This is a genomic window from Nonomuraea basaltis (genome assembly GCF_005893125.1).
Taxonomy (GTDB): Bacteria; Actinomycetota; Actinomycetes; order Streptosporangiales; family Streptosporangiaceae; genus Nonomuraea; species Nonomuraea basaltis.
On the sequence record NZ_VCJS01000103.1, the window covers coordinates 35,835 to 44,674 of the forward strand.

The 8,840-nt window shown below is 68.3% G+C and carries 10 protein-coding genes; 6 read left to right on the forward strand and 4 right to left on the reverse strand.

Annotated elements, in window-relative coordinates; genetic code table 11:
* Positions 1–644 precede the first annotated feature (644 nt).
* Both EJK15_RS37740 and EJK15_RS37745 read left to right on the forward strand, forming a co-directional pair.
* Positions 645–3,146 carry an ATP-dependent Clp protease ATP-binding subunit gene (locus EJK15_RS37740; RefSeq protein WP_138715263.1) on the forward strand — a complete coding sequence of 834 codons (2,502 nt, stop codon included), beginning with the start codon at positions 645–647 and terminating at the stop codon, positions 3,144–3,146.
* 441 nt (positions 3,147–3,587) lie between these two features.
* Positions 3,588–4,526, forward strand: coding sequence for a TIM barrel protein (locus EJK15_RS37745; protein WP_138715264.1), 939 nt, complete (start codon positions 3,588–3,590; stop codon positions 4,524–4,526).
* Positions 4,527–4,540: 14 nt separating this feature from the next.
* On the opposite strand, the gene EJK15_RS37750 is transcribed toward EJK15_RS37745, so the two are convergent.
* Complete coding sequence (locus EJK15_RS37750; protein WP_171074748.1) at positions 4,541–5,251, reverse strand: DUF4386 domain-containing protein; 711 nt, start codon at positions 5,249–5,251, stop codon at positions 4,541–4,543.
* Between the two features lie 96 nt (positions 5,252–5,347).
* On the opposite strand from EJK15_RS37750, the gene EJK15_RS37755 reads away from it, so the two are divergent.
* Both EJK15_RS37755 and EJK15_RS77220 read left to right on the forward strand, forming a co-directional pair.
* The gene (locus EJK15_RS37755) at positions 5,348–5,962 is read left to right on the forward strand and encodes a TetR/AcrR family transcriptional regulator (protein WP_338089907.1); all 615 of its coding nucleotides are present in this window, start codon (positions 5,348–5,350) and stop codon (positions 5,960–5,962) included.
* Positions 5,910–6,041, forward strand: a complete 132-nt coding sequence (locus EJK15_RS77220) for a hypothetical protein (RefSeq protein ID WP_338089908.1) — start codon at positions 5,910–5,912, stop codon at positions 6,039–6,041. Before EJK15_RS37755 ends, EJK15_RS77220 begins: the two co-directional genes overlap by 53 nt.
* Positions 6,042–6,065: 24 nt before the next feature.
* Here the strand turns inward: EJK15_RS77220 and EJK15_RS37760 are convergent, their stop codons facing one another.
* Positions 6,066–6,536, reverse strand: a complete 471-nt coding sequence (locus EJK15_RS37760) for a MarR family winged helix-turn-helix transcriptional regulator (RefSeq protein WP_171074749.1) — start codon at positions 6,534–6,536, stop codon at positions 6,066–6,068.
* A 60-nt stretch (positions 6,537–6,596) separates the two neighbouring features.
* Between EJK15_RS37760 and EJK15_RS37765 the strand changes: the two genes are divergently transcribed.
* Both EJK15_RS37765 and EJK15_RS37770 read left to right on the forward strand, forming a co-directional pair.
* Entirely contained in the window at positions 6,597–6,974 is a 378-nt protein-coding gene (locus EJK15_RS37765) for a cupin domain-containing protein (RefSeq protein ID WP_138715266.1), read from the forward strand.
* A 25-nt stretch (positions 6,975–6,999) separates the two neighbouring features.
* Complete coding sequence (locus tag EJK15_RS37770) at positions 7,000–7,416, forward strand: cupin domain-containing protein (protein WP_138715267.1); 417 nt, start codon at positions 7,000–7,002, stop codon at positions 7,414–7,416.
* 142 nt (positions 7,417–7,558) lie between these two features.
* Here the strand turns inward: EJK15_RS37770 and EJK15_RS37775 are convergent, their stop codons facing one another.
* Both EJK15_RS37775 and EJK15_RS71170 read right to left on the reverse strand, forming a co-directional pair.
* Complete coding sequence (locus tag EJK15_RS37775) at positions 7,559–8,434, reverse strand: HhH-GPD family protein (protein WP_138715268.1); 876 nt, start codon at positions 8,432–8,434, stop codon at positions 7,559–7,561.
* 116 nt (positions 8,435–8,550) lie between these two features.
* The gene (locus tag EJK15_RS71170; RefSeq protein WP_171074750.1) at positions 8,551–8,748 is read right to left on the reverse strand and encodes a hypothetical protein; all 198 of its coding nucleotides are present in this window, start codon (positions 8,746–8,748) and stop codon (positions 8,551–8,553) included.
* Positions 8,749–8,840: the final 92 nt, after the last annotated feature.

Genomic DNA, 8,840 nt, shown 5'->3' on the forward strand with positions numbered 1-8,840 from the left:
ACGTGGCGCCGCGTAAAACCAGTGATCCCCGCCGAGAGTGGCTCTAATCCGCGATCTCGAGTCGTGTACGTGTGACGGCGGGCAAAACCCGCTCCCCAGGGCATGAGCCGCACAATGCCGGACCTCCGCTTGTGCATGCCGCCGCGATTACCGTGACCACTTGGGCAGTCGTGCCTGATGAGGTCGGTAACCTGGCTGACCGGATGCGGATTTGGCGGGAAGCGCGGTGGGCGCCATGACGTGCTCAGGGCGTAGGGCGCTCACTTGGCCAAGCATTGCAGGGGGACATAGGATGATTCCGTAACAGATACGGACGCGGCATCGGAGATGCGCGGGCGAACGGCCAGTCCAACGGCGGCTCCCCTGAAGCGTCCGGGGGCCGATCGTGTTGATCTGTGCGCCGCGGGCGGGAATTAACTGTCGCCTACGCGATGCCACCTAAACATCGTTCGCTTGCGGCGTATCGGGAACACGTCACCCCCGAACAGTAGTTGGATGGAGGGTGAACGCCCTGCTCTCGGGGAACGTCTCTGCTATAGAGCGTGTCAGCGGCAGTGGGCACGGTTCGCCGAGCCAGGGCTAGCATGCGGGATGACGGGACCGGATTTACCGGCCTGACTGACCGCTCTGTGAGGAGCGACGAGATGTTCGAGAGGTTCACCGACCGAGCAAGGCGTGTTGTCGTCTTGGCCCAAGAAGAGGCCAGGATGCTCAACCACAACTACATCGGCACTGAGCACATTCTTCTTGGTTTGATCCACGAAGGTGAGGGCGTAGCCGCCAAGGCTCTGGAGAGCCTCGGCATCAGCCTTGAGGGTGTGCGCCAGCAGGTCGAGGAGATCATCGGCCAGGGCCAGTCGGCTCCGTCGGGGCACATTCCGTTCACCCCGCGGGCCAAGAAGGTCCTCGAGCTGTCGCTCCGTGAGGCTTTGCAACTGGGTCACAACTACATCGGCACCGAGCACATCCTGCTCGGGCTCATCCGTGAGGGTGAGGGTGTGGCAGCTCAGGTGCTGGTCAAGCTTGGAGCTGATCTCAACCGTGTCCGGCAGCAGGTCATCCAGTTGCTCCACGGTTACCAGGGCAAGGAGCCGGCCGCGGCCGGCGGTCCGCAGGAAGCGGCGCCGTCGACCTCCCTGGTGCTCGACCAGTTCGGCCGTAACCTGACCCAGGCGGCCCGGGAGGGCAAGCTGGATCCGGTGATCGGCCGTGAGAAGGAGATCGAGCGGGTCATGCAGGTCCTCTCCCGGAGGACCAAGAACAACCCGGTTCTCATCGGCGAGCCCGGCGTCGGCAAGACCGCCGTCGTGGAGGGCCTGTCGCAGAAGATCGTCAGGGGCGAGGTGCCCGAGACGCTGAAGGACAAGCAGCTCTACACGCTTGACCTCGGCGCCTTGGTGGCCGGCTCGCGCTACCGCGGTGACTTCGAAGAGCGCCTGAAGAAGGTGCTCAAGGAGATCCGCACCCGCGGCGACATCATCCTGTTCATCGACGAGCTGCACACGCTCGTGGGTGCGGGCGCCGCCGAGGGCGCGATCGACGCCGCCAGCATCCTCAAGCCGATGCTGGCCCGCGGCGAGCTGCAGACGATCGGTGCGACCACGCTCGACGAATACCGCAAGTACCTCGAGAAGGACGCCGCGCTGGAGCGGCGCTTCCAGCCGATCCAGGTGGCCGAGCCGTCGCTCAGCCACACGATCGAGATCCTCAAGGGGCTGCGCGACCGCTACGAGGCGCACCACCGCGTGTCCATCACCGATGACGCGCTGGTGGCCGCGGCGCAGCTGGCCGATCGCTACATCAGCGACCGCTACCTGCCGGACAAGGCGATCGACCTGATCGACGAGGCCGGTTCCCGGATGCGGATCCGCCGGATGACCGCGCCGCCGGACCTGCGCGAATACGACGAGAAGATCGCCAACGTGCGCCGGGACAAGGAGTCCGCGATCGACGCGCAGGACTTCGAGAAGGCCGCCGCGCTGCGCGATCAGGAAAAGCAGCTCCAGCTCAAGCGCGAGCGCCGGGAGAAGGAGTGGAAGGCCGGCGACATGGACGTCGTGGCCGAGGTCACCCAGGAGCTCATCGCCGAGGTCCTGGCCACCGCCACCGGCATCCCGGTCTTCAAGCTGACCGAGGAGGAGTCGCAGCGGCTGCTGCGCATGGAAGATGAGCTGCACAAGCGGATCATCGGCCAGGACGACGCGATCAAGGGGCTGTCGCGGTCCATCCGGCGCACCCGCGCCGGGCTGAAGGACCCGCGCCGTCCCGGTGGCTCGTTCATCTTCGCCGGTCCCTCCGGTGTCGGTAAGACCGAGCTGTCCAAGGCGCTGGCGGAGTTCCTCTTCGGTGACGAGGACGCGCTGATCAGCCTGGACATGTCGGAGTTCATGGAGAAGCACACCGTCTCGCGGCTGTTCGGCTCGCCTCCCGGCTACGTCGGCTACGAGGAGGGCGGTCAGCTGACCGAGAAGGTGCGGCGCAAGCCGTTCTCGGTGGTGCTGTTCGACGAGATCGAAAAGGCCCACCCGGACATCTTCAACTCGCTGCTGCAGATCCTGGAGGACGGTCGCCTGACCGACGCCCAGGGCCGGGTGGTGGACTTCAAGAACACGGTCATCATCATGACGACCAACCTCGGCACCCGTGACATCTCCAAGGGCATCGGGGTCGGGTTCGCCAAGTCCAACGACGCCGACTCCAACTACGACCGGATGAAGTCCAAGGTCCAGGAGGAGCTCAAGCAGCACTTCCGGCCCGAGTTCCTCAACCGTGTCGACGACATCGTGGTCTTCCATCAGCTGACGCCGGCCGAGATCATCAAGATCGTCGATCTGATGCTCCACCAGGTGGACCTCAGGCTGAAGGACCGCGACATGGCGCTGGATGTCTCGCCGGAGGCCAAGCAGCTGCTGGCCGAGCGGGGCTACGACCCGGTCATGGGCGCCCGTCCGCTGCGGCGGACGATCCAGCGCGAGCTGGAGGACTCCCTGTCGGAGAAGATCCTTTACGGTGAGCTCCGGCCGGGGCAGGTCGTGAAGGTGACGATCGAGGGCGAGGGCGACAACGCCAAGTTCCTCTTCCGCGGCGAATCGATCTCGAAGGTCCCGGACTCGGCGGCTGCCATCGCGGCCCCGATCCAGCACTGACGACGGTCCGTTCTCAGCGAAGCCCCCGTGTGGTTCTCACACACGGGGGCTTTCGCGTGCGTGCCCCACGTCTCCGGCCCCGTGGCCTCGCTGTCCGAGCTCCGCGCCGCCATCCCGTGCGGCGATCCCGTGCGGCGGCTCTCCGGCCGGCGCCGCCGTCCTGATGCTCTGCGCCGTGTGGTGGGAAATGCGGTCGTTGCCGAATTGTTGGTTGGGCGGGTATACCACCACCGCGAGTAGTACTACACTGCGTAGAGCTTCGCCAAGTCTCATCCAAGTGAGCCACAAGATCGTGTTCCTAGGCTGGGGACTGCTCCCTCGGGAGTAGTGAGGAATCAACTCAGGGCGGACGCGTGAGCCACCCGCGAGCAGGCATGCTCATGAGGTTCGCGCGTCCGAGGCGGGCGACGGGAACACACAAGCAAGCCGTGGAGGAAACCGATGCGCCTGCGTCACGATGACGGAACGCTCGTTCACCTCGCCTACAACGCAGGCGTTCATCCTGCTGAGGACCTGGAGAACTTGATCGCCCACCTGACCCGCTATGCGGTTCCGGTGCGCAAGCGGCTGGGCGTGGAGCGGATGGGCATCGGGCTGTGGCTCTCGCCCAGCGTGGCCGACCACCTCACGGCCGATCGAATCGAGCTCGTACGGCTGCGCCGCTCCCTGGAGGAGCGCGGCCTGGAGGTCGTGAGCCTCAACGGCACCGGCGGCCGCAACCAGGAGGTTCCTGGCCCCGACTGGGCCAAGCCCGAGCGATACCGCTACACCATGGGGCTGGCCAAGATCCTGGCCTTCCTGCTGCCCGACGACGTAAGGTTCGGCAGCATCTCGACGATCCCGATCGGCTGGCGCCGCGACTGGCCCGCCGACCTGCATGCGATCGCCACCCGTCGCCTCGAACGGCTCGCCCGCGAGCTGCGCGGCATCTACAGCGTCACCGGCAAGACGATCAGGGTCGGGTTTGAGCCGTGGCCGGGGTGCGTGCTGGAGACGACGGAGCAGGCGCTCGAGCGGGTGTGCGGGATCGACTCCGAGCACCTGGGCGTGTGCCTGGACGCCTGCCACCTGGCCTGCGGGGCCGAGGAGGCAGGCGCGGCGCTGAAGGGCCTGGCGGAGGCCGGGGCGCCGGTGGTCAAGCTGGGGCACGTGCACAACCACACGGGGGAGACGCCGAACACCGGCGCGGTGCTCCACGACACCATGCGGGCGCTGCTGTCGGGCGCGGTGAACGGCAGCGCGCACATCGAGGTGGAGACGCACAACCTGATCGTTCCCGGGCGGGCGAAGGGGCCTGGGGCGCTGGTGTCGCTGCTGGCTGAGGAGCTGGCCTGGGCCCGTACCAGCCTCACGGGGATGGGCCTCCAGCTGGCCGCCTGAGCGGCGCGGGGTTCTCAGGCGCTGGGCGCTCCAAGCGGTGCCGTGGCGGTGGGCGACGAGCCGGTGGCCGGTTCGTCGCGGTCACGGCTCTGGCCGGTGGGGAACCCTCTCAGAATGAGCAGCACTCCCAAGCCGACCTCGAAGAGGCCACCCGGGACTGACAGGGCCACGCCGACGCCGTAGCCGAGGACTTCGAGAATCGCCCCCGCCAGAAAGACGGCATAGCCGGCCAGCCCCCATGCCGCCATGAAGCGGGGCACCAGCCGTGCGCGCCACAGTACCCGGCAGAACAGCAGTCCGACGACTCCCACCGAGATCATCGCGAGCTGGTAGGAGTAGTGGTTCCCCTCCTGCGCGACTCGCCCCAACGCCGCCAGGACCGAGGCGTTGCCGGCGGCGGCATGCTCCTGCGCGAGCGGCCCCAGGAGAAGCAGGAAGACGACCCCGACGGCGAGCATCACTGCCTCGACCGTCCTGCCGGCCAAGTACGCGTAGGCCGAGATCTCGCTGTGCGGCTTCAGCACGGGGAGCGCCAGCACGCCGATGCCGACGACGACGGCGGAGTTGACCAGCATCAGCAGCGCTCCGGCCGATACCAGCGTCTGGTCGTTCAGCACGTCCGTGGCGCTCGATCCGGCGCCGACCATGGCTCCGCCCCCCATGTACACGACGAACGCCAGCAGGAACAGCGCCCCCACGATCCTTCCGATGGTTCTCGTCGACATGGCTTCCTCCGTCATGGATGGGGCAACGCGGTCTTCGTACTTAGTACGAAGACGCTACAGTACTAAGTACGAACACGCCATCGCCCTGGAGCTCAGATGTCGAAGCAAGCCGGCGACAGCACTCGGGACCGTGCTCCGCTCAGCCGGACACGGGTGTTGCGCGCCGCTGTCGCGGTCGCCGACGCAGGCGGACTGGGGTCGCTGACGATCCGGTCGCTCGCTCACGAACTCGGCGTCAAGCCCATGTCGGTCTACTACCACGTCGCGAACAAGGAAGAGATCTTCGACGGCATCGTCGATCTCGTCTTCAGTGAGATCGAACTACCGTCGCCCGATGGCGAGTGGCGTTCGGAGATGCGGCGGCGGGCGACCTCGGCCCGTCGTGTGCTGAGGCGGCACCCTTGGGCGATCGGCCTCCTGGAGACGCGAGCCACTCCCGGCCCCGCCACACTGCGACACCACGACGCGACCGTCGGCACCCTGCGCAGGGCCGGCTTCTCGGTGGAGATGACCACCCACGCCTATGCCCTGCTCGACAGCTACGTGTACGGATTCGCGCTCCAGGAGGCCGCGCTGCCTTTCCACGGCCCCGAGGCCGCCGCCGAAGTCACCGAGCCGATCATGCAGCAGTTCTCCCCCGACGGAATATCCCCACCTCATGGAGATGGCGACCGAGCACATCCTCAAGCCCGGCTACGACTTCGGCGATGAGTTCGACTTCGGGTTCAACGTGATCCTCGACGCCCTCGCGACGTGGCTTCCCGGCAACGGCGGCCGACTTCCGTCCTGACCGCCGGCTCTACCGGAGGCGTTCTCACAGGGTGCCGAACCAGCCCGGAGTGTCGAGGCGCCAAAGGTTGGCCGGGGTCATCCTCCGCAGGTCCGATTCGAGGGCCCGCAGGCGCTCCTCGCCCAGTTCGGCGGCCCAGCGGGCGCGCAGGGCGTCGAAGATGCGGGCCGAGCGGTTCAGGGCGTCCAGTCCGTACGGGGTGAGGCGGACGATCTTGCGGCGCGTGTCATGGGGGTCGGCGGCGCGTTCGACGTAGCCGACGCGCTGCAGCGTGTCGATGGTCTTGCCGGCCGCCTGTTTCGAGACGCCGAGCGTACGGCCCAGCTCGACGGCCGTCGTGCCCTGCGGGCCGATCGCCTGCATGACGAATCCGTGCATGGGCCGTATGTCGGGGTGGCCCTGCCGGGCCAGCTCGGTGTGGAGCTCGTCGATGAGCACCCTGAACGCGAGCAGCAGGCGTAGCGGCAGTTCGAAGCCGGGAGGGTCGCTTGACACGATAGACAACCTGGTTCACTATATAGACAACGTAGTTGCCTATATTAGGGGGTTCCAGGCATGGCTGTCATTCGCGCCGCCGACGCGCGGCGGTCCGAGACGCCCACGGGCGTCATGACGACGTTCGCCTCGCCGACACAGGGCGGGGCCATCCGGTCCCTCTGGCGGGTCGAGGCCCGTCCCGGCGCCGCCGGGCCGGTGCACGACTTCGATGTCGAGCAGGTGTGGAGCTGGATCGCCGGGGCGGCGACCGTCGAGCTGGGTGGCGACACGTTCGCCGTGGCCGCCGGCGACACCGTCGTCATGCCCGCGCGGACCGTGCGGCGGGTGCTGGCCGACCCGGACGCCGGATACACCGCAGTCGTCGCGGCTCCGGCCGGCGCCAGGGCCCTGACCGCCGACGGGGCCGACCTCGGCGTTCCGCCGTGGATCGAGTGAATATCGAGTGAATGAGGAGACGCGGATGTCTGTTGTCGTGGCCGGTGACGCCTGCAGGACCGTGACGCCCAACGGCGTCATGACCAAGCTCGCCTCACCGACGCAGGGCCGGGCCGGGCAGGCCATGTGGCGCGTGGAGGCCAAGCCCGGCATGGAGGGGCCGGTGCACGCGTTCGACGCCGAGGTGGTGTGGACGTGGCTCGACGGTGCCGGGGTCGTGGAGCTGGGAGGGGGGCGGTACGAGGTCGCCGCGGGGGACACCATGGTGCTGCCCGCGGACGTGAGCCGCCAGATGTTCGCCGATCCGGTACTCGGGTTCGTGTCGATCGTCGTCGGCCCGCCCGGAATCCAGGTCTACAACCCGGACGGGGTGTCGGACCCGGACGCCTGCGACCTCGCCCCCAAGGGCACGGAACGCACCGTACCGCCCTGGGTCAGGTAGCCCGGACGTCAGGGGCCGCCGGTACGCGCGGGGCCGGCTCAGGTCGCGGGGCCGGCCTGGGCGCGGGATCAGCTCAGGCGTGGAGCCGGTTCGGGCGTGGGATCGGCTCAGGTCGCGGGGCCGGCTTGGGTGCGAGATCGGCTCAGGCGTGGGGGAGGCGGTAGGTGCCGTCGTCGAGGGCCTCGGCCAGGCCGTCGGCGACCAGGCCGTCCAGGGCTCGCTCGCGCTGCGTCGCGTCGTCCCACACGACGTCGAGCGCCGCCTTGGGGACCGGGTCATGGGCCGAGCGCAGCACTTCCAGCAGGCGGCCGCGGCACTGGCGGTCCGTGCCCGCGTACGTCTGGCCCTTGCGCGCGGGGCCGGCGTGCGGCGGCTTGCCTGCCAGGCGCCAGGCGCACAGGTGCGCGATCGGGCAGTCGGCGCAGCGCGGGGCGCGGGCCGTACAGACGAGGGCGCCCAGTTCCATCACCGCCACACCCCAGCGGGCGGCGCCCAGCTCGGGCAGCAGGCTCTCCGCCAGCCGCCGCTCGGCCGCCGAGGTGGCCGTGGGAGGGTATTCCTCCGCGCGTACCGCCCTGGCGAAGACCCGGCGGACGTTCGTGTCCAGCACGGCGTGCCGGCCGCCGTAGGCGAAGCTGGCGACCGCGGCGGCGGTGTACTCGCCGATGCCGGGCAGAGCCAGCAGGGTCGCGTGGTCGGACGGCACCTCGCCGCCGTGCTCGTCGGCGATGGCCCGGGCACACGCGTGCAGGCGCAGCGCCCGGCGCGGGTAGCCGAGCCGGCCCCAGTGGCGTACGGCCTCGCCCGGCTGCTCGGCGGCCAGCGCCTTGGGGGTGGGCCAGCGGGCCATCCAGTCGTGCCAGACGGGCAGGACGCGTACGACCGGGGTCTGCTGGAGCATGATCTCGCTGACCAGCACGCCCCACGGCGTCGCGTCGTCCGCCCGCCACGGCAGGTCCCTGGCGTTGTCTTCGTACCAATCCAGCACAGGGGCGTGTAAGAGGTTCGGCTCAACCACGTCGCTAAGGGTATGCGTACGTGAATGGTTTCGGCGTGTCGGCACTCTAAGCAGCCATCTAATTACGATGCTGAGCGTATGGATCCGGATACGATTCGTGGCGACGGCGGTGACGTCTACTGGCGGCGGCGGATGAGCGTGCTGGTGGCGGTGCTCGTCGTGGTGGCCGTTGTGGCGTGGGCGTGCTCCAGCGGGGGCAGCGGACCGGAACGTTCGTCGAGTGCCCAGACCTCACCGAGCGCTACGCCCGCCGTCGATCCGCTGCTGGCGGGCCTGCGTACCCTCGCCATGGGCACGGCCAGCCCGTCGCCCACCCCCAGCCCTGTCTCTTATACACAGCTAAAAAAAAAAACAATCATTACACTATAGTAATGGGGACAGGCAAACTAAAGTGCTGTATGCGATG